The organism is Agrobacterium larrymoorei, from assembly GCF_030819275.1.
Classification (GTDB): Bacteria; Pseudomonadota; Alphaproteobacteria; order Rhizobiales; family Rhizobiaceae; genus Agrobacterium; species Agrobacterium larrymoorei_B.
Map to the genome: position 1 here is coordinate 271152 of NZ_JAUTBL010000002.1, position 19701 is coordinate 290852.

A 19701-nucleotide genomic window follows, 5' to 3' on the forward strand; every position below is an offset into this window, starting at 1 on the left:
CAATCGATATCGATACTGAGGCGAGGCGCGTGATCGCGCCTCAAGTCTTGAGCGGCTTTCTCACGAGCGCTCATCGTCTCGCTCCTTCCTCCTGCTGAGCACATGCGTAAGGTCCAGCTTTTCAGATGATCATCCTTTCCATCGATACATCCGGCGTGGATTGCTCGGCCTGCGTTTACGACAGCGCAAGCGATAGTGTCCTTGGGGAGGTCACGGAGAATATCGGCAAGGGTCATGCCGAGTTGCTGATGGGCATCATCGACGGAGCACTGGTGCAGGCAGGTCTTATCCTCGATGCGATTGAACGTCTCGCCGTCACCATCGGCCCCGGTTCCTTCACCGGTATCAGAGTAGGTGTCGCTGCCGCGCGTGGCTTTGCGCTCTCGCTCGGTGTCGAGGCCGTAGGGGTTACGACGCTTGAGGCTCTTGCCGCCCATCACCTGCGGCACCAGCCCGGCCAGCCTGTCGCCGTCGGCCTTGATGCCAAGCGTGACGAATGCTATCTGCAAATCTTCGCGGCCGATGGCGCGCCTCTGACGGACGCCGCTTTGGTGTCTCTCGATGAGGCCAGGCAATCGCTTGCCGGTTTCGACGGCGCGATCGTGGGCTCCGCAGCACCTCTCTTCGCTGGCGAAGAAACGGGATCGGGTCCGGACCATTTTCCGATCGCCACCGTCGCGCGTGTCGCTGCGACGAAACCCGCGCATCAGCCCAAGCCCGCGCCGCTCTACCTGCGTGGCCCGGATGCGCGGCCGCAATCCGGCTTCGCATTGGAGCGTCTGTCGCCCGCCTGAGAGAGTGCCGTTTTCTCTGTCGAAAATCGATTTCGATTTGCCGACCGATGCTGTAGCCATCTTGCATTCACGGTGGATGATTCCCTGCAATGTTCGACGACTATCTGAGCTGGAAACCCTTTTTCGAAATCGTGCCGATGGCGCATGGTGACTGCGCCGATATCGCCGAGCTTCACACGTCTCGCTTCCCGCAAGCTTGGAGTGAAGGCGAGTTTTCGAGCCTTCTGTCGCAGAACAGCGTCTTCGGCGCGGTCGCTCGCCAGACCAACGCGTTCTTCAGCCAGCCGCTCGGTGGCTTTGTGTTGTCGCGCGAGGCGGGCGGAGAGGCTGAAATTCTGACCGTCGCGGTGAGTGAAAAATTTGCCGGTGCCGGTCTTGGCTGGCGTTTGATGCAGGCCGCCATGCGGGAAGCGGAGATGCGCGGTGCCGAAACGATGTTTCTGGAGGTGGATGGCGGAAATGGTCCGGCAGTGCATCTCTACCGCAAGCTTGGCTTCAAGACGGTTGCGGAGCGCAAGGCCTATTACACCGCCAAAGATGGGACGAAATCCACAGCGCTTGTCATGCGGCGCGATCTTCGATAGTTCCGATAATACTAAGACTCTATGCCGCCACTCTGGTGGACCAACGACGCATCTGAAGGCCTGATTATCGTGGTAGACCTTTCGAAAACCCTGGAAGACATCTGTGCGGAGCGCGGTATGCGCATGACCGACCAGCGGCGCGTCATCGCCCGCGTTCTTCAGGAATCGGAAGACCATCCGGACGTCGAGGAGCTTTATCGCCGCTCTTCCGCCGTCGATCCGAAGATTTCGATCTCCACGGTCTATCGCACGGTCAAGCTCTTCGAAGATGCGGGCATTATCGAACGGCATGATTTTCGCGATGGCCGTTCGCGCTACGAGACCGTGCCGGAAGAGCACCACGATCATCTGATCGACCTGAAGAATGGCGTTGTCATCGAATTCCGCTCCGCCGAGATCGAGGCGCTGCAGGAAAAGATCGCCCGCGAACATGGCTTCAAGCTCGTCGATCACCGGCTGGAACTCTACGGCGTCCCGCTGAAACCGGAAGAGCGGTGAGGCAACAATCCATGGCCACGGAGCGAATGCGGCGATGACGTGGCTTCGGATGGCCTATACGGTCTTCATTCTCTCCATCGTCACCATCGTGCTGTTGCCACTGCAAGTCCTTGGACTCTGGCTCGATTTGCCGATCCGCCGGAGGATACCGCGTCTTTGGCACAGGGTCGCTTGTCAGTCGCTCGGCATCAAGGTCCATGTGCATGGTGGGCTGGAGACCGAGAGGCCTCTGCTTCTGATTTCCAACCATGTGTCGTGGAAGGACATATTGGTTCTGGGTAGCGTGGCGGATGTCGCCTTCATTGCGAAGACCGAAGTGCGCGACTGGCCGATATTCGGCAAGCTGGCGCGTTTGCAGAAAACCGTCTTCATCACCCGAGAGCAGAAGCGCAGCGCTGGCGCGCAGGTAAACGAGATTGCCGAAAGGCTGGCGGGTGGTGAGATCATCGTGCTGTTCCCCGAAGGCACGACGTCCGATGGCAACCGGCTTCTGCCGGTCAAGTCATCGCTGTTCGGCGCAGCGTCGACTGCTGCCGAGCAGGTTCCCAGTCAGCTCGTCCATGTCCAGCCGGTCGCGATCGCCTATACCGGCATCCAGGGCATGGCGATGGGGCGTTACCACAGGCCGGTGGCCGCCTGGCCTGGGAGCATCGGCCTGTTGCCGTCGCTGGTCGGGCTGGTGAAGGCCGGCGCAATCGAGGTTGACGTCACCTTTGGGGAGGCGATCCCCTTCCGCAAGGGCGACAATCGAAAGGCGCTGAGCGTCGAAGCGACCACGGCACTGCGCACCATGTTGAATTTCAGCCTGCGCGGCGGATGGCGAAAGTCGAGATAGCCCGGATTTCCGCATTTTTCTGTTTAACTGGTGGCCGAAAATCATTAGATACGCGCCATGACCCAGGATACGCTTGGCCTCGACGCCACACCGACCGCTATGGCTCACGCAGCCAACAGCCGTAAGGTCTTCATCAAGACCTATGGCTGTCAGATGAATGTCTACGATTCCGTTCGCATGAGCGATGCTCTGGCGAAGGATGGTTATGTGCAGACGGAGGATATGGGCGAGGCAGATCTGGTTCTGCTCAATACCTGTCACATCCGTGAAAAGGCGGCGGAGAAGGTCTATTCGGCGCTGGGCCGCCTGCGCGACATGAAGAAGTCACGCGAGGAAGAGGGGCGCGAATTCGTGATCGGCGTTGCCGGTTGCGTGGCGCAAGCGGAAGGCGAAGAGATCCTGCGCCGTGCGCCTGCCGTCGATGTCGTCATCGGCCCGCAAACCTACCACCGTCTGCCGCAGGCGCTTGCCCGCGTTCGCGAAGGCGAGCGGGTGATCGAGACGGATTACGCGGTCGAAGACAAGTTCGAGCATCTGCCGGTGGCCGAAAAGGCAAAGCTGCGCTCGCGGGGCGTGACCGCTTTTCTCACCGTTCAGGAAGGTTGCGACAAGTTCTGCACCTTCTGCGTGGTGCCTTATACCCGCGGTTCGGAGGTCTCCCGGCCCGTCAGCCAGATCCTCGACGAGGCGATGAAGCTTGTCGACGCCGGTGTGCGTGAGATCACGCTGCTTGGCCAAAACGTCAATGCCTGGCGCTCGACGGGACCGAAGGGCGAGCAATGGGGGCTGGCGGAGCTTCTCTATCGCCTGGCCGAAATTCCCGGGCTTGCGCGCTTGCGCTACACGACAAGCCACCCGCGCGACATGGACGACCGCCTGATCGAGGCGCATCGCGATCTGCGCGCTTTGATGCCCTATCTGCATCTGCCCGTTCAGGCAGGGTCCGACCGCATCCTGAAAGCCATGAACCGCCGCCATACGGGCGCGGAATATTTGAGGCTTATCGAAAGAATCCGTGGCGCTCGCCCTGATATTGCCATGTCTGGGGATTTTATTGTCGGCTTCCCTGGCGAAACGGATCAAGACTTCGAAGACACACTCGCCATGGTGGAGGCGGTGAAATACGCGCAGGCCTTTTCGTTCAAATATTCGACGCGTCCTGGCACGCCCGGCGCCGATCTGACCGATCAGGTGCCGGAAGATGTGAAGGCCGAACGGCTGGAGAGATTGCAGGCGCTGCTCTTGAAACAGCAGAACGAATTCGCCCAGTCGCTCGTTGGAAAGACCATGGATGTGTTGCTGGAAAAGCCCGGTCGCATGCCCGGACAGCTGATTGGTCGTTCTCCTTGGCTGCAGTCTGTAAATCTTGATGCAAACGACATGAAAATCGGTGACATTATTCATGTACGAATCACCGCGACCGGTCCAAACAGCTTGTTTGCCGAGGTGGCATAGAGTTAGAGTTGGGAACCGGAACTGACCTCGGACAGGAGCCTGACCGCTTGAACGCACACGAATTGGTCTCACCTTCATCGCGCCAGCCACGCTCACCCGCGACCGACGCCAATCACTTCGTCCTCACGTTCGAGAATAACAGAATAGCCGGAGAGCTATTCGGTCAGTTCGATCAAAACCTGAAATTGCTGGAGCAGCGGCTCAAGATCGATGCCCGCCCACGCGGCAATTCGGTGGCGATTACGGGCGATGTGGTGGCCACCAACCAGGCCCGCCGCGCGCTGGATTTCCTCTATGAACGCCTGCTGAAGGGCGGCACCGCCGAACTTTCCGATGTCGAGGGTGCGATCCGCATGGCGGTCGCAGCAGACGATCAGTTGACCCTGCCGACGATGGAGCGCAAAGCCAAGGTGTCGATGGCCCAGATTTCTACCCGCAAGAAAACCATTGCCGCCCGCACGCCGACACAGGATGTCTATATGCGGGCGTTGGAACAGTCGGAGCTTGTCTTCGGTGTCGGACCAGCCGGTACGGGTAAGACCTATCTGGCCGTTGCCCATGCCGCCCAGCTTCTGGAGCGTGGCGCGGTGGATCGCATCGTTCTCTCTCGTCCTGCCGTCGAAGCGGGAGAGCGTCTGGGCTTCCTGCCAGGCGACATGAAGGAAAAGGTCGATCCCTACCTTCGTCCGCTTTATGATGCGCTCTATGACATGATGCCGGGCGACAAGGTGGAGCGGGCCATCCAGGCCGGCGTCATCGAAATCGCACCGCTCGCATTCATGCGTGGTCGCACACTGGCAAACGCCGCCGTCATTCTCGACGAGGCGCAGAACACCACGACCATGCAGATGAAGATGTTCCTGACCCGTCTGGGCGAGAACGGCCGCATGATCGTGACGGGCGACCCGAGCCAGGTCGACCTTCCGCGTGGCGTCAAATCCGGTCTGGTCGAGGCCTTGCAGATCCTTGGCGACGTCGAAGGCGTCTCCGTGGTTCGCTTCAAGGATGTCGACGTTGTGCGTCACCCGATGGTGGCGCGTATCGTCAAGGCTTACGAATCCCATACGGCTGTGCCGGATGAGAGCTTGCCGAGACAAGGTTACTAAAAGCCGAGACGATGACGGTTCTGGATATTCAAATCTCTGTCGAGGCCGATGACTGGCCCTCGGAGGAAGAGCTTTTTGCCTTCAGCACGAAAGTGCTGGAGGCCACTGTTTCCTATCTGAAAGAAGAAGAGCAGCAGCCGTTCCCTGCCATGCCGGTGGAAGTGTCGCTGGTTTTTACCGATGACGCCGCCATCAAGGAAATAAATGCGCAATGGCGTAATAAGGATAAGGCGACGAATGTCCTGTCTTTTCCGGCCTTTCCGCTGGAGCCGGGCGGCATGCCGGGCCCGATGCTTGGCGATATCGTCATCGCACATGAAACTGTCATGCGCGAAGCCTTTGATCTCGAGAAGAGTTTCGAGGATCATTTGACCCATCTGCTGGTGCATGGATGTCTGCATCTTTTCGGTTATGACCACATGGAAACCGAAGAGGCGGAAGAAATGGAGGGGCTTGAGACTCGCATTTTGGCGACTCTTGGCCTATCTGATCCCTATGCGGGTCAGGACCCGCTTTGATCGAACTGTTTGGGACAATGAACGAACATTCTGCAAGACCGCCCCAAGAGGGCAAGGACGCCGGGGAACAATCCTCATCGGAGGAGGGCAGTAGTCCGTTACGTCAGGACTATCAAGCAAAGCCCCGCTCGACCATCTGGTCGAGAATTTCCCGGATCTTAAAGCCCTCGCAGGGCGAGCGTCTTCGTGAAGATCTGACCGACGCGCTGATGACCGATACTGATATCGGCGCCGCCTTCACGCCCGACGAGCGGGCGATGCTCAACAATATTCTCCGCTTCAGAGAAGTCACGGTCGAGGACATCATGATCCCGCGCGTCGATATTGACGGGCTCGATCAGGAAACCACGATCGGTGAAGCGATGATCCGCTTCGAGGCGACGGGCCGCTCGCGTATGCCGGTCTATGACGAGACCCTCGACGATCCGAAGGGCATGATCCATATCCGTGATCTCTTGTCCTATGTGGGCAAGCAGGCGCGCAACAAGCGCCGTAGCGGCACGCGCGCGCCAGCCAATGGCGAGGCGAAGGCTCCGCGAACGCCGCGCGCCAACTTCGATCTTGCGCGCGTCGATCTCGAGACGACGCTGGCCGAAGCCGGGATCATTCGTAAGATCCTGTTCGCGCCTCCCTCGATGCTCGCTTCGGATATGCTCAAAACCATGCAGGCGCAGCGCACCCAGCTTGCGCTGATCATCGACGAATATGGCGGTACCGACGGACTTGTTTCCCACGAAGACATCGTGGAAATGCTCATCGGCGACATTGACGATGAGCACGACAAGGATGAGGCGATGTTCGTCCGTGTATCGTCGGATGTCCTGATCGCCGATGCCCGTATCGAACTGGGGGATCTCGCTCAGGCGCTCGGTCCGGATTTTGACGTTCGGGAACATGCTGAGGAAATCGATACGCTGGGCGGTCTCGTCTTCTTTGCGCTTGGCCGCATCCCTTCGAAGGGTGAGGTGGTGCGTGCGGTGCCGGGATTTGAGTTCCAAATTCTCGATGCCGATAATCGCCGCATCAAGCGCGTGCGCATCCTTCGCGACGAGTCCTCCACCGGCGAGGATGATCAAGCACCCGCGCCCGTCGTAACCAGCGAGATGATCGCGCTTCCTGCTCCATCCGATACCACGGACAAGGCTACGGTTTGACGGCTTGCGTCCCGGGCATCAGGGTCCGGGATTCTTATTTTCCAACAACCGAATAGATGAGACCGCTGCAATTCGCGGATTGCACAGACACGCCACCGCTGTCCTGTGGACGTTCGATTTTTTTTACAGTAAGTCGGAAGAGCATGCCGCATAACTATTCAGCGTTCGGCAGCCGAAACACGATCAGTGGTCTCTCCGACCGCGCGCGTTTCGAAGGCAAGTCACGTTCTGGTATCCGCTTTCCGGTTTCGCGTTGCTGAACGGTGCCCCTCAAGGAGATTGATACTGTATGGAGCGGCTCGCGGGCACGATCATGTTGAGCGGTGGCTTCAGCCGCGTTCTCATTGCATTTCTGGCCGGCGCCATCGGTGCGCTCGCCCTGCCACCGATCGGTTTCTTCGCCAGCCTCTTCGTCTCCTTTACCCTTCTGGTCTGGCTGATTGACGGCACCACGGGAAGCCCCGATGGTGGCAGCGTGTCTCGCGCCTTCAGAGCGTTTCTGCTCGGCTGGATTTTTGGCTTTGGCTATTTCGTTGCGGGCCTATGGTGGCTCGGAAATGCGCTACTTCTGGAGGCTGACGAGTTTGCCTGGGCTTTGCCGCTTGCAATCCTCGGGCTGCCCGCCTTTCTCGCGCTCTTCTACGGTCTTGCCGTGATGCTCGCCAATAGCCTCTGGTCGGACGGCTGGGGCAGGCTTGCGGCTCTTGCCGCGGCTTTTGGACTGGTGGAATGGTTGCGCAGCTTCGTTGCCACCGGCTTTCCCTGGAACGCTATCGGCTACGGGATGATGCCGGTTCCGTTGATGATGCAGAGTTCCAACCTGATCGGCATCTTCGGCATGTCGATGCTGGCGGTCTTCGTTTTTTCCAGCCCCGCCCTTTTGGGAACCCGTCGTGGCATGGTGCCGGGCCTCACTCTCGCGGTCCTGCTGCTGGCAGGCCATCTCGGTTACGGCTTTTATCGTCAGCATCAGCCACTGTCGGAGCCAGCCCCGGACGCGGTCACGGTGCGCATCGTTCAGCCGGGTATCGACCAGTCCCGCAAAATGCTGAATGCCGATCGGGCGGAGATCTTTCAGGAGCATCTTCGCCTCTCGGCGCTCCCGCCAACGCCCGGCAAGAAGCGGCCCGACATCATTGTCTGGCCGGAGACCTCCGTTCCCTTCATCCTGACACAGAACCCGGACGCGCTGGAGGAAATCGCCAAGACGCTGGAGGACGGTCAGATCTTGCTGACTGGAGCGGTGCGCATGGAGGATGCGGGAGCAGGGCATCCGCCGCGCTATTACAACTCCGTCTATGCCGTAGACAGTGAGGGCCATATCATTGGCGCCACCGACAAGGTGCATCTCGTGCCGTTTGGCGAGTATGTGCCCTTCGAAGACATACTGCGCCGCTTCGATATCGAGAATATCGTCAACCTGCCTGGCGGTTTCTCGCCGGCGGCAAGCCGGACACCCATCATTCTTCCATCCGGCAAAAAGCTTTATTCCTTCATCTGCTACGAAATCATCTTCCCCGATGAAGTACCGGCCGACATCGCCTCGTCCGAGGCGATCCTGAATGTCACCAATGACGGCTGGTTTGGCGATACCCCAGGTCCCTATCAGCACTTCCAGCAGGCACGTGTGCGCGCTGTGGAAACCGGCTTGCCGGTGATTCGAGCAGCCAACACTGGCATTTCCGCCATCATTGATCCGTTAGGTGGTATCGAGGCTGGTCTTGACTATGGTCAAAAGGGTATAATCGACGCCACTTTAAGTAGTACGGCAACGGACGCGCTCAGCGGCAATGCCCGTAAAACGAACTTTTGGTTGTTGTTTATAACAATGTTGATCGTGGCGCTGTTTTCTCGGTATGGTTTAGTCAGCCGCAAGAATTGACCGAAAACCCCTGAAATTGCATAGTGCGATTGTAGGGTTGTACAACGCAAGTGATATGAAGGAATGTTGCACTGATCCGACCTCTACGGTTTTGCGTTAATGTGTAACAATCACCGACAACAGGATGTCAGGACTAACATATGACCGAAAATAAGAAGAAGCCGAACCCAATCGACATTCATGTCGGAAGCCGTATCCGGCTGCGCCGCACCATGCTGGGCATGAGCCAGGAGAAGCTGGGTGAAAGCCTTGGAATTACCTTCCAGCAGATTCAGAAATATGAAAAGGGCACCAACCGCGTTGGCGCCAGCCGCCTTCAGAACATCTCCGCCATTCTGAACGTTCCGGTCTCTTTCTTCTTCGAAGATGCACCGGGCGCTGAGCCAGCCTCCGCTTCCGGCTCCGCCGAAGCGTCGAGCTCCAACTATGTGGTGGATTTCCTCTCCTCGTCCGAGGGACTGCAGCTCAACCGCGCCTTCGTGAAGATCAACGATCCGAAGGTCCGCCGCCGCATCGTCGATCTGGTCAAGGCGCTGGCCGCTGAAGGCGACGCCGAGTAAGCGACCTGCAATCGGTTTCAATACCCTCTTGAACGGCCTTTCGGGGCCGTTTTTTGTTGCTGAATTGCAGAAATGAAATTCCGATATAAAGATATATTTATGTCGTTCTGTCCTTGTTTTTTCCGATGAAATGAATAACAAACGCACAGACCTGTTCTTTGAGGGGAATCCCGCATGCGCGCCAACTACCTGTTCACCAGCGAATCCGTTGCTGAAGGTCATCCTGACAAGGTTTGCGACCGAATTTCCGATGAAATCGTCGATCTGATTTATCGTGAAGCGACCAAGACCGGCGTTGACCCATGGACCGTTCGCATCGCTTGCGAAACGCTTGCCACCACCAACCGCGTGGTGATCGCTGGCGAAGTGCGCGTTCCCGACACGCTGCTGAAGAAGGACAAGGACGGCAACGTCGTCAAGGATGCCGCTGGCCATCCGATGATCAACCCTTCCAAGTTCAAGTCCGCGGCGCGCAAGGCAATCCGCGACATCGGTTACGAGCAGGACGGCTTCCACTGGAAGACCGCAAAGATCGATGTGCTGCTTCACCCGCAGTCTGCCGATATCGCGCAGGGCGTTGATAACGCCGCCGACAAGCAGGGCGACGAAGGTGCGGGCGACCAGGGCATCATGTTCGGTTACGCCTGCAAGGAAACACCGGAGCTGATGCCAGCGCCGATCTATTATTCCCACCGTATCCTTCAGTTGCTCGCCACTGCGCGCAAGAGTGGCGAAGGCGAAGCTGCAAAGCTCGGCCCCGATGCCAAGAGCCAGGTGACCGTTCGCTATGTCGACGGAAAGGCGTCCGAAGCGGTTTCCATCGTGCTTTCGACCCAGCATCTCGATGCAAGCTGGGATTCCAAGAAGGTTCGCTCTGTTGTCGAACCCTACATCCGTGAAGCGCTTGGCGATCTGAAAATTGCCGACGATTGCAAGTGGTACATCAATCCCACGGGCAAGTTCGTGATCGGCGGTCCTGACGGCGATGCTGGCCTGACCGGCCGCAAGATCATCGTCGACACCTACGGTGGCGCAGCTCCGCACGGCGGTGGCGCATTCTCCGGTAAGGATACGACGAAGGTCGACCGTTCCGCAGCCTACGCCGCTCGCTATCTGGCAAAGAACGTGGTCGCCGCCGGTCTTGCCGAGCGTTGCACCATTCAGCTCTCCTACGCCATCGGCGTCGCACAGCCGCTGTCTGTCTATGTCGATCTGCATCAGACGGGTAAGGTGAGCGAAGACGAAGTCGAAGCCGCGATCCGCAAGGTCATGGACCTGTCGCCATCGGGCATCCGCCGTCACCTCGACCTCAACAAGCCGATCTATGCCAAGACGTCATCCTACGGCCATTTCGGCCGCAAGGCTGGCCGTGACGGTTCCTTCTCCTGGGAGAAGATCGATCTGGTCAAGCCGCTCAAGGATGCGCTGAAGGCCGCTTGAGGTCATCGGCTCGAAACATCCCCCTCTCCTCAACTCCGGTCTTGCCATATGAGACCGTTTAGGGGATAGGGTCTGAAAACTTGAAACCCGCGCAATACCGATGAAACGGTAAGGTGCGGGTTCATCTATTTTGCTTGAGAGAGTTCACGATGACGGAAGAGCGGCGTTCACGATCGACGGAAGCGTTCTATGGCAGGCGCAAGGGCAAGCCGCTGCGCAACCAGCAGGTGGAGAGCATCGAGAACCTTCTGCCGCTGCTGAAAGTCGATCTTGCAACACCAGCGCCGAAGCCGCTGGCTGCACTCTTCCCCGCCGATGTCAAATCCATCCGCCTGGAAATCGGTTTCGGCGGTGGCGAGCATCTGGTTCATCGCGCCGCCGAAAATCCCTCTACGGGCTTCATCGGCGTGGAGCCCTTCGTCAACTCGATGGCGAAGCTTCTTGGTGCCGTCAAAGAGCGCGAGTTGATGAATATCCGCCTCTATGACGACGACGCCACCCAACTGCTGGACTGGCTCCCAGATGAATGCATCGATCATATCGATCTTCTCTATCCAGACCCTTGGCCGAAGAAGAAGCACTGGAAGCGCCGCTTCGTCTCTGATGTCAATCTTGCCCGCTTCCACCGCGTGCTGAAGCCCGGTGGCAAGTTCTGCTTCGCCTCCGACATCGACACTTACATCAACTGGACGCTACAGCACTGCGCTCGGCACGGCGGCTTCGAATGGACGGCCAAGACCTCCGCCGACTGGCTGACGCCTTACGACAATTGGCCGGGGACCCGCTACGAGAACAAGGCCAAACGCGAGGGGCGGACTTCCGCCTATCTCACCTTCCTCAAAGTCTGATCTTAGACTTTCATGATCGCTGGTCCTGCTGCGCTGTAGGGCTTTAGCAGTTTGTCCGGTACGTCCGCATCCACGACAAGAGTGGTAATCTCGCTCAATGCCAAGACGAGGTAGGGTGAGGCGGCGCCGATCTTGTCCTCCGTCGCAACCAGGATCGTCTCGGCGCATTGGCGGGCGATCAACCTTTTGATTGCTGCCTCCTCGCGGTTTCCTGTGGTCGCGCCGGTCTCTGGGTGGATACCGGTCGCGCCGAGGAAGAACAGATCGGCGCGAATGCCAGAAATGGTTTCCGCGCTCGCGGCTCCCATCGACACGATCGAGTGCTTGAAAAGCCGTCCCCCGATCAACTCCACCTCGACTGACGGATGATGCGCCAGTTCCACGGCGATGCTGGGACTATGCGTGACGATGGTCGCCGCTAGGTTCTGCGGCAGATGGCGGGCAAGCTGGAGATTGGTCGTGCCGCCGTCGAGGAAGACGATCTGCCCCGGCTTGATCAATCTGGCTGCGGCTCGGCCAAGCTTTTCCTTGGCGGAGGATGCCATCTGTTCGCGCGCACGATAATCGGCAACCGCCGGTGAGGATGGCAGCGCGCCACCGTGAACCCTTTGCAACAGTCCATCCTTGGCAAGTTCCCGCAGGTCTCGACGAATGGTGTCTTCGGAGACGCCTAGCTCTTCGGCGAAGCTCTTTGCGACGATCCGACCGTCCCGCTGGAGGACGTGCTGAATGAGGGTCTTTCGTTCCGATGTCAGCATGCGACTTTCGCCTTTGCACGAATTTTCTTGACTCTGCATGAATTTGCACGAAATTGCCAATGTGTCCACGGCCGTTTGGATCTAGCCACAGGGAAGTTTCATGAGTATCGCGCACCGCATCAAGGTCGAGGACGTCAAGGTTCTCTCGAATGACTGGTATCTTCTGAAGAAAACCACCTTCTCTTTCCTGCGCGAGGACGGCACCTGGCAGAAGCAATCGCGGGAAACCTATGATCGCGGCAATGGCGCGACGATCCTGCTTTATGACCGGGAGCGCCGGACGGTCATCCTGACGAAACAGTTCCGCTATCCGGCCTTCATCAACGGCCATGACGATCTTCTCATCGAAACCCCGGCGGGCCTTTTGGACAATGCCGAACCGGAAGCGCGCATCCGTGCGGAAACCGAGGAAGAAACGGGCTTCAAGGTGCGCGATGTTCGCCAGGTCTTCGATGCCTTCATGAGCCCAGGCTCCGTCACCGAGAGGCTGCATTTCTTCGTCGGCGAATATGAGCCTAGTGACAGAACCTCAGCCGGTGGCGGAAATGAAGACGAGGGCGAGGATATTGCCGTCATGGAAGTGGGGATCGATGAGGCGATCAGCATGATCACCTCAGGCGTCATCCGCGACGGCAAGACCATCATGCTGCTGCAATACGCCGCCCTCAACCTGTTCAAGCATGCTTGATCGGATGCGAGGGCGAGCGGAGTTCCGTTCTATTAAAGCTGCGCGTCCACATCCGCCGCTGCGGGGATAGACGGCTGAGCGCCCTCACGGGTGCAGGCCAGCGAACCGGCGACAGCGGCACGGCGAAGTGCCTTCTCGAAGTCCATTCCGGCGTCGAGGCTGGCAGCGAGATAACCGCAGAACGTATCGCCTGCACCCACCGTATCGACGGGCTCGATCTTCAGGCCCATCGACTTGAAAAGCTTGCCGTTGCGAATAGCGATGACACCGTCGGCGCCAAGCGTGACGATCATCGTCTGGCCAGTCTCCGCGTGCAGCGCGGTCAATTCCTTTTCCCGATCGGCGGAGGACAGTCCATTCTTGCCGATCAACAGCTCGAACTCGGTCTCGTTGGCGATAACGATATTGGCAAGCTTGGAAAGGCGGGCCGCATCGGCTGTCAGCGGAGCGGTGTTGATGATCGTCGTGACACGCTTGGCTTTCGCGGCCTTTAAAGAAGCCTCGATGGCATCGGCCGGAATTTCGAATTGCAGCATCAGCGTATCGCCCTCGGCCATTTCAGACACGGCGCGCTCGGCATCCTGCGGCGATACGGTGCCGTTGGCAGCGGGAATGACTGAGATCATGTTCTCGCCGCCCTCGCCAATCAGGATCACCGCAGTGCCCGTTGGTTCCGCAACGGTCTTCACCAGAGACAGATTCGTTCGCGCATCGCGCAGCAAGGTCAGCGCGGGAGCGGCAAAGGTGTCGTCACCAATAGCGCCTGCCATCTTCACCTCGGCACCGGCGCGACGTGCGGCCAGCGCCTGATTGGCACCCTTCCCGCCCGCGGCGGTGGAAAAGCTTTTGCCGGTGACGGTCTCGCCCGGCTTCGGCAGGCGTTCGGAGGTGGCGACGAGATCCATGTTGATGGAGCCGAAAACAGTAATCATGCGAGGCTGATCCAAAAGGCAAAGACGTTGACAGTGCCGACAGTGCTACCGCATCGAGATCGAAATCGGAAATCGATTTTGCGAGGGTGGCAATGTTCGGCTGTTTCAGCGCCGCCTATTCGTCATCCACCACGCGCAGCTTGGCGGCACCCGCGCGAGCATCGGCGATACGACGCAAATGCTCGACCTCCGAATGCGGAATGTCCTTGGTGCTTGTCGAAAAATCGAGGCTCTCGATCTTGCCGCCGCGTGCTAGAACCTTTTCCGACGAGGTCAGCATCATTTCGACATCGCGCTGCGCCTGGCCGAAATGCGTCTGGAGCTTACGGGTGCGCTCATCCAGGCGCCGCACATCGTCCATTAACAGGGCCACTTCGCCCTGAATCAGGTGAGCCTGCTCCCGCATCCGCTGATCCTTCAATACCGATTGAATGACCTGGACCGACAGCATCAGAAGCGATGGGGACACGATCACCACGCGAGCGCGGTGGGCGCGCTGCACCAGATATTCGAAATGCTGATGAATATCGGCAAAGATCGATTCCGACGGCACGAAGATGAAAGCGGTATCCTGCGTCTCCCCAGGGATCAGATACTTTTCCGCCACATCGCGGATATGAACTTCCATGTCTCGGCGGAACTGCTGAGTCGCCGCGCGCTTGGCTTCCGGGGATTCATCCGCCTTCAACGCATTCCAGGCCTCGAGAGGAAACTTCGCGTCGATCACCAGCGACGGTGCATTGTTCGGCATCTTGATCATGCAGTCCGGGCGGAAGCCGTTCGAAAGCGTTGGTTGAAGCTGGTAGGAACCAGACGGCAGCGCATCGGCAATCAGCGCTTCCATACGAGCCTGTCCAAAGGCACCGCGCGTCTGTTTGTTGGACAGGATGGCTTGAAGCCCGATCACATCCTTGGCGAGATCCTGAATGTTGCCCTGCGCCGCGTCGATCACCGCAAGGCGTTCCTGCAGCTTGCTAAGGTTCTCATGCGTCGAGCGGGTCTGTTCCGTCAGTGTCGTTCCAAGCCGCTGCGACATGCCGTCCAATCGCTCGTTCAACGTCTGGCTCATCTCGTTTTGCCGCGCAGAGAAAGCTTCTGCCATGGCCGCGATGCGGCCTTGCAGCTCTGTCTGGGTCTTTAGAAGCTCGGTCAGTTCTTCCCGCGGCTGATCCGGTGCTGCCGGTTTGCGCAGGAGAAAGAGGACGGCCACGAGACAGGAAAAGGCAAGAACGACAAGCAGCGCGCCGATCGAGATGTTGACCGTTCCGACACTGAAAGCCGTCTGACCGAGAGCATTGAGATCGATGTTCATAAGGCAATCTAGCAGAGTTATTCTGATTCGTACAAAACAAGAACATGTCCGCGGCGAAAATGAGTCGGCTATCGAGTCTCGGCGTTGAATCGACCGTATTTTTTCGTTTCCTCGGCTGATCAGATGGGTTATGGGAAGCCATGACGATCAAGCCTCTTATCATTTTGCCCGATCCGCTGCTGCGCCAGCAATCCAAGCCTGTCGAGACCGTGGATTCGGAAATCCAGCGCCTGGCAGACGACATGCTGGAAACCATGTATGACGCGCCGGGCATCGGCCTTGCCGCGATCCAGGTGGGGGTTCCGCGCCGGATGCTGGTGATCGACCTCTCGCGCGACGATGAGGAAAACAAGCCACTCGTCTTTATCAATCCGGAAATCCTCAAAGTGTCGGACGAGGTCTCGACCTATGAAGAGGGCTGCCTCTCGATCCCCGATTATTACGCCGAAGTCGAACGCCCTGCCTCTTTGACGGTTGGATATGTGGATCGGGACGGCAAGCAGCAGACGGTCGAGGCGGATGGTCTTCTCGCCACCTGCCTGCAGCATGAGATCGACCATTTGAACGGCGTGCTCTTCATCGACCACATCTCGCGGCTGAAGCGTGACATGGTCATCAAGAAATTCACCAAGCTGGCCCGCGCCAAGGTCTGATCCGGTCGGCCGAGAGGCCGCTTGGTCTGATCAGCAGGGCAGGGGGCAACAATGGCTCTTCGCATCATCTTTATGGGAACGCCGGAGTTTTCGGTTCCCACGCTGCGCGCGCTGAAAGAAGCGGGCCACGATGTGGTGGCGGTCTATACGCAGCCGCCCCGCCCAGGCGGTCGCCGCGGACTGGATCTGCAAAAATCCCCCGTGCATCAGGCCGCAGAGCTTTTGGGCACTCCGGTTCTGACCCCGCTGAATTTCAAGGCGGAGGACGATCGCCAGCAATTTGCTGAATTCGATGCCGATGTCGCGGTGGTCGTCGCCTATGGCCTTCTGCTGCCCGAGGCGATTTTGAACGGCACACGGCTTGGCTGTTACAATGGCCATGCCTCTCTTCTGCCCCGCTGGCGCGGTGCGGCCCCCATCCAGCGCGCGATCATGGCGGGCGATGCCGAAACCGGTATGATGGTGATGAAGATGGAAAAGGGGCTGGATACCGGCCCCGTCGCGTTGACCGCCCGTGTCGCTATCGATGAGAACATGACGGCTGGCGAGCTGCATGACGCCCTGATGCTGAAGGGTGCGCGCTTGATGCGTGACGCCATGGCAAAGCTTGAAAATGATGATCTGCCGCTGACGGTGCAGCCCGAAGACGGCGTTCTCTACGCTGCCAAGATCGACAAGGCGGAAACGCGGATCGATTTCTCCCGTCCATCGCGGGATGTCCACAACCACATTCGTGGTCTCTCGCCCTTTCCCGGCGCCTGGTTCGAACTGGAGATCGGCGGCAAGCCTGAACGCGTCAAGGTATTGGCAAGCGAGCGGGCGGAAGGCATGGGGGAGGCCGGTTCCGTGCTGGATGACCAACTGACGATTGCCTGCGGCAGCGGCGCCGTGCGTTTGACAAAGCTGCAAAAGGCTGGCGGTAAGCCGACGCTGGCGGCAGACTTCCTGCGCGGAACGCCTGTTCCCGTCGGAACGAGGCTGTAGCGGATGCCGCGTTTTCGCATGACCGTTGAATATGACGGTACCCCCTATGTTGGCTGGCAGAGGCAGGACAATGGCAGGTCCGTTCAGGGTGCACTCGAAGCGGCAGTCCTGTCGCTCACGGGCGAAAAGGTCGGCATTCGTGGGGCAGGCAGAACCGATTCCGGCGTGCATGCGGTCGGTCAGGTCACCCATGTGGATCTTGTGCGCGACTGGCAGCCATATAAGCTTCGCAACGCGCTGAACGCCCATCTGGCAATGGCAGGCGATGCGGTCTCGGTGCTCGACGTGGCAGCGGTGACGGAGGATTTCGACGCCCGCTTTTCCGCCATCCGTCGCCACTATCTCTATCGCATCATTTCGCGGAAATCGCGCCTGGCGCTGGAACACAAGCGGGCGTGGTGGGTCTCGAAAGACCTGGACCATGAGAGAATGCATGCGGCCGCACAGACGCTGGTGGGACGGCATGACTTCACCACCTTCCGCTCGGTGCATTGCCAGGCCAACAGTCCCGTCCGCACGCTGGACCGTCTCGATGTGACACGCACCGGCGATCTGATCGAAATTCGCGCAACGGCACAGAGCTTCCTGCACAACCAGATCCGCTCCTTTGCCGGCACGCTGAAGCTCGCGGGTGAGGGCGCCATGACGCCCGACGACGTGCGCGCTGCACTCGAGGCGCGAGACCGCAAGGCCTGCGGCCCCGTTGCGCCGCCAGAAGGGCTCTATTTCATGCAGGTGGATTACCCGGCGGTCATACCGCCGCGGCAACCGCCGGCAGCGGAAGCAGAGAGCGGAGACGCCTGACCCTTCGGGCAGGCGATTACGTCGGGTATACGCCGAGAAAGCGCTGCAGCATCTCCGACAGGATCATCCCCGGCACAAGCAGGGTCATGACCAATGCCGTGACCAGGAGCGGTTGGTCGCGCACGAAAAACCGCACGATCCTCGAGAATGTGAAGACGAGCGTCAGCAGCAGCGCAAACCAGAGGATTGCGACAAGCCCGTGCAAGGCGGGCAGTAGCAGCGCGATCAGGATCAGAAGCGAATAGGCGTAGGAGAAGGGCAGTGACAACCAGTTCGCCACCACGATGATGGCTTGAAACTTGTCTCTCGCTCCAAAAGCATAAAGCAGTACGCCGATCAGGATCAGCGGCACCATCCAGCAGATCGCTTCGACGATGGCGAGACGGACGAAGAAGATCGCGCCGGTGTGCACACCTTGCGGCAGGCCGGAGAGATAGGCCTCATGCCACCAATACCAGGAGAGCGCCATGGAGGGCAGGCACCAGAGGGCCGCGTAGAACGAGCGCAGCATGCCGCGGTCGCTGATATCGAGAAGGCGCAGGCCCTCCTTATTGCCGAGAAACAGCAACCACAACCCGCGCAGATAAATGGCGACTTCACTCCGTGGCGGCATGGCCGAACCAGCGTTCGATGAAGGTTTCATAGATGCGTGTCAGCGTTTCAAGGTCCGCTACCGCTACACGCTCATCGACCATATGCATGGTTTGCCCGACGAGACCGAACTCCACCACAGGGCAATAATCCTTGATGAAGCGGGCATCGGACGTGCCACCGGTCGTCGAAAGCTTCGGCTCCAGTCCCGTGACCTCGGCCACTGCGCCCGAAAGCGAGGAGATCAGCGCATTGTTGCGCGTCAGGAAGACGTGGCTTGGCCGGTCGGCCCAGACGATCTCGTAATTTACGGGCGTACGATCCGGGCGGAGCGCGCCGTCGACTGCAGCCGCATCCAGACGGCGGATGATCTCCGCTCGCAGCGTCTCCGCCGTCCATGTGTCATTGAAACGGATATTGAAGGACGCGGTCGCCCGTGCCGGTATGACGTTGGTCGCGGCGTTACCCGTGTCGATCGTCGTCACTTCGAGATTGGACGGCTGGAAATTGTCGGTGCCAGTGTCGAAAGGCGGGTCCATCAACGCCTGTGTCAATTGCAGCATGCCGCGAATGGGATTGTCGGCGAGGTGCGGGTAGGCGGCATGGCCTTGGACGCCATGCACGGTGATGCGGCCGGACAGCGAACCGCGCCGGCCAATCTTGATCATGTCGCCCAGCTGGTTCGGATTGGTCGGCTCGCCGACGACGCAGGCATCCCAGCTTTCACCCTTGGCGGCAGCCCATTCCAGAAGCTTCGAAGTGCCGTTGATCGACGGACCTTCTTCGTCACCGGTAATGAGGAAGGAAACCGAGCCCTGTGGCTTTCCATGCTTTTCGATGTGACGGGCGATAGCCGCGACGAAGCAGGCGATCCCACCCTTCATATCGACGGCACCGCGACCATACATCTCGCCGCGGTCAATCTCTGCGGCGAAAGGCGGATGGCTCCATGCCCCCTCGTCACCCATCGGCACCACATCCGTATGACCGGCAAACATCAGATGCGGTCCGTCGGTGCCAAGCCGCGCGTAGAGATTTTCCACGTTAGGCGTGCCGTCTTCCATCGCCACCATCCGCTCGACAGCAAAGCCCAGCGGCGACAACAATCTGTCGAGCAGGCTGAGCGCCCCGCCTTCCGCCGGTGTGACGGAAGGGCAGCGGATCAGTGCGGCAAGATTGGAGACGGGATCGGTGGCGTTCATGGGGGTTGTCTCTTCTATGCCAATCTACTCTGCGCCGGTTTGAGATTTAAAGCGTGGTCCAAGCAAAAGCGTGCAGCGGTTTTGCGATAACGACATGCGATAA

General features: G+C 59.2%; 21 protein-coding genes. 16 read left to right on the forward strand and 5 right to left on the reverse strand.

Annotation, left to right across the window (positions count from 1 at the left end):
• Nucleotides 1-125 precede the first annotated feature (125 nt).
• The 12 genes from tsaB to trmB all read left to right on the forward strand — a co-directional run bounded on the left by tsaB (nt 126) and on the right by trmB (nt 11674).
• Nucleotides 126-794, forward strand: coding sequence for a tRNA (adenosine(37)-N6)-threonylcarbamoyltransferase complex dimerization subunit type 1 TsaB (gene tsaB / locus QE408_RS09880; protein ID WP_306930674.1), 669 nt, complete (start codon nt 126-128; stop codon nt 792-794).
• Between the two features lie 89 nt (nt 795-883).
• A complete protein-coding gene (locus QE408_RS09885) occupies nt 884-1378 on the forward strand; it encodes a GNAT family N-acetyltransferase (protein ID WP_306930675.1) in 495 nt (164 codons plus the stop codon).
• Nucleotides 1379-1447: 69 nt separating this feature from the next.
• Complete coding sequence (locus QE408_RS09890) at nt 1448-1876, forward strand: Fur family transcriptional regulator (RefSeq protein ID WP_296017649.1); 429 nt, start codon at nt 1448-1450, stop codon at nt 1874-1876.
• A 34-nt stretch (nt 1877-1910) separates the two neighbouring features.
• Complete coding sequence (locus tag QE408_RS09895; protein WP_306930677.1) at nt 1911-2711, forward strand: lysophospholipid acyltransferase family protein; 801 nt, start codon at nt 1911-1913, stop codon at nt 2709-2711.
• Between the two features lie 57 nt (nt 2712-2768).
• Nucleotides 2769-4166 (forward strand): tRNA (N6-isopentenyl adenosine(37)-C2)-methylthiotransferase MiaB, encoded by a 1398-nt coding sequence (gene miaB, locus QE408_RS09900; RefSeq protein ID WP_306930679.1) that lies wholly within the window; start codon nt 2769-2771, stop codon nt 4164-4166.
• A 47-nt stretch (nt 4167-4213) separates the two neighbouring features.
• The gene (locus QE408_RS09905; RefSeq protein WP_306930681.1) at nt 4214-5272 is read left to right on the forward strand and encodes a PhoH family protein; all 1059 of its coding nucleotides are present in this window, start codon (nt 4214-4216) and stop codon (nt 5270-5272) included.
• An 11-nt stretch (nt 5273-5283) separates the two neighbouring features.
• Complete coding sequence (gene ybeY / locus QE408_RS09910) at nt 5284-5790, forward strand: rRNA maturation RNase YbeY (protein ID WP_306930683.1); 507 nt, start codon at nt 5284-5286, stop codon at nt 5788-5790.
• A gap of 17 nt (nt 5791-5807) precedes the next feature.
• Nucleotides 5808-6944: a hemolysin family protein gene (locus QE408_RS09915; protein ID WP_306930685.1), complete on the forward strand. Its 1137-nt coding sequence runs from the start codon at nt 5808-5810 to the stop codon at nt 6942-6944.
• A 289-nt stretch (nt 6945-7233) separates the two neighbouring features.
• Nucleotides 7234-8826: an apolipoprotein N-acyltransferase gene (gene lnt / locus QE408_RS09920; protein WP_306930688.1), complete on the forward strand. Its 1593-nt coding sequence runs from the start codon at nt 7234-7236 to the stop codon at nt 8824-8826.
• A 140-nt stretch (nt 8827-8966) separates the two neighbouring features.
• The gene (locus QE408_RS09925) at nt 8967-9386 is read left to right on the forward strand and encodes a helix-turn-helix domain-containing protein (RefSeq protein ID WP_062427100.1); all 420 of its coding nucleotides are present in this window, start codon (nt 8967-8969) and stop codon (nt 9384-9386) included.
• A gap of 174 nt (nt 9387-9560) precedes the next feature.
• On the forward strand, nt 9561-10826 hold the full coding sequence (metK, locus tag QE408_RS09930) for a methionine adenosyltransferase (protein WP_306930691.1): 1266 nt from the start codon (nt 9561-9563) through the stop codon (nt 10824-10826).
• A 149-nt stretch (nt 10827-10975) separates the two neighbouring features.
• On the forward strand, nt 10976-11674 hold the full coding sequence (gene trmB, locus QE408_RS09935) for a tRNA (guanosine(46)-N7)-methyltransferase TrmB (RefSeq protein ID WP_306930693.1): 699 nt from the start codon (nt 10976-10978) through the stop codon (nt 11672-11674).
• 2 nt (nt 11675-11676) lie between these two features.
• Here trmB and QE408_RS09940 read toward each other — a convergent pair whose 3' ends face one another.
• Entirely contained in the window at nt 11677-12432 is a 756-nt protein-coding gene (locus QE408_RS09940) for a DeoR/GlpR family DNA-binding transcription regulator (RefSeq protein WP_306930695.1), read from the reverse strand.
• 100 nt (nt 12433-12532) lie between these two features.
• On the opposite strand from QE408_RS09940, the gene QE408_RS09945 reads away from it, so the two are divergent.
• Nucleotides 12533-13120: an NUDIX domain-containing protein gene (locus QE408_RS09945; protein ID WP_306930697.1), complete on the forward strand. Its 588-nt coding sequence runs from the start codon at nt 12533-12535 to the stop codon at nt 13118-13120.
• Nucleotides 13121-13152: 32 nt separating this feature from the next.
• Here QE408_RS09945 and QE408_RS09950 read toward each other — a convergent pair whose 3' ends face one another.
• A complete protein-coding gene (locus QE408_RS09950) occupies nt 13153-14052 on the reverse strand; it encodes a ribokinase (RefSeq protein ID WP_306930700.1) in 900 nt (299 codons plus the stop codon).
• Between the two features lie 115 nt (nt 14053-14167).
• Nucleotides 14168-15364 carry a DNA recombination protein RmuC gene (locus QE408_RS09955; RefSeq protein ID WP_306930701.1) on the reverse strand — a complete coding sequence of 399 codons (1197 nt, stop codon included), beginning with the start codon at nt 15362-15364 and terminating at the stop codon, nt 14168-14170.
• A gap of 140 nt (nt 15365-15504) precedes the next feature.
• Here QE408_RS09955 and def point away from each other — a divergent pair, with 140 nt between their 5' ends.
• The 3 genes from def to truA are packed head-to-tail and all read left to right on the forward strand — an operon-like array spanning nt 15505 to nt 17805.
• On the forward strand, nt 15505-16017 hold the full coding sequence (gene def / locus QE408_RS09960) for a peptide deformylase (protein ID WP_306930703.1): 513 nt from the start codon (nt 15505-15507) through the stop codon (nt 16015-16017).
• Nucleotides 16018-16068: 51 nt separating this feature from the next.
• A complete protein-coding gene (gene fmt, locus QE408_RS09965; RefSeq protein WP_306930705.1) occupies nt 16069-17001 on the forward strand; it encodes a methionyl-tRNA formyltransferase in 933 nt (310 codons plus the stop codon).
• Nucleotides 17002-17004: 3 nt separating this feature from the next.
• Nucleotides 17005-17805, forward strand: a complete 801-nt coding sequence (gene truA / locus QE408_RS09970) for a tRNA pseudouridine(38-40) synthase TruA (RefSeq protein WP_306930707.1) — start codon at nt 17005-17007, stop codon at nt 17803-17805.
• Nucleotides 17806-17821: 16 nt separating this feature from the next.
• Here truA and QE408_RS09975 read toward each other — a convergent pair whose 3' ends face one another.
• Both QE408_RS09975 and dapE read right to left on the reverse strand, forming a co-directional pair.
• Nucleotides 17822-18418, reverse strand: coding sequence for a hypothetical protein (locus QE408_RS09975; RefSeq protein ID WP_306930709.1), 597 nt, complete (start codon nt 18416-18418; stop codon nt 17822-17824).
• On the reverse strand, nt 18402-19598 hold the full coding sequence (dapE, locus tag QE408_RS09980; protein ID WP_306930711.1) for a succinyl-diaminopimelate desuccinylase: 1197 nt from the start codon (nt 19596-19598) through the stop codon (nt 18402-18404). The genes QE408_RS09975 and dapE overlap by 17 nt, the downstream gene beginning before the upstream one ends.
• Between the last annotated feature and the right edge of the window lie 103 nt (nt 19599-19701).